Source organism: Rhizobium sp. SRI_017, assembly GCF_057586295.1.
The window spans coordinates 1-679 of record NZ_JBYCZP010000082.1 but is presented as its reverse complement, the minus strand read 5'-3'; the positions used below and the strand labels follow the sequence as shown (position 1 = coordinate 679).

Annotated in this window: 1 protein-coding gene; it reads right to left on the bottom strand. The window is 56.4% G+C overall.

The features are described 5' to 3' along the window. Positions 1 to 196, bottom strand: a 196-nt coding sequence (locus tag AC2YI2_RS35110; RefSeq protein ID WP_487391135.1) for a hypothetical protein, incomplete at its 3' end; no start/stop codon positions are given. Positions 197 to 679 lie beyond the last annotated feature (483 nt).

The following is a 679-nucleotide window of genomic DNA, read 5'->3' as shown; positions in this document are numbered from 1 at the left end:
ATACGCTCTCGGCCAAACCGAGTTCTTCCTCATGTTCCATAAGACATGCAATCACAATACCTGCCGCGATCCCGCGATCGAAATCTGAAGATTCCAACGGCATGTTGCTAGCGGCGCGGAGTGCAGCATATTCGACGTTGGAAACATCGCCAGCCAGCGCAGCCGTTGTAGCTTTTAGTGCCAAAGAGATGTCCAAGATAGGTCGTCCTTTTTCGTGCGGACCGGCAAACCGGTTCAGATGCGCGTCACGCAACAGTCAGAACGGCTTCGAGCCCCTTTCGTTCCATCGTAGGATTTGCACCGCAGCGATAGCTGCAGGAGATGCCGGCAACCTATGACGTCACCTCTGGTCGGTGAAGTTGTTTCCGCGACGTCAGCTGGCTTGACTCGCTCCAGACGGCCGTCTGCGTCAAGATATGGGTTCCAGCAACCAAGTTGAGGTCCCGCGTCGAGGCCGCCCCGATGCATACCGCCCTCAAACGGCACATCGCCGAACTGGCAACGATAGGCGTCGCGCTTGGCAAGATACGCCGGATCGTCCTTGGAGGCTGATTCAATGCCGACATACGGAACGGAGTTTAACGCTCGAAGGTCGAACGAGCCGCAGTGAAAGAGGATATCGGGATTGGGAAGTCCGACTTTTCGCCACGAAAGGGACACGCGCACGACGATGTCTCAT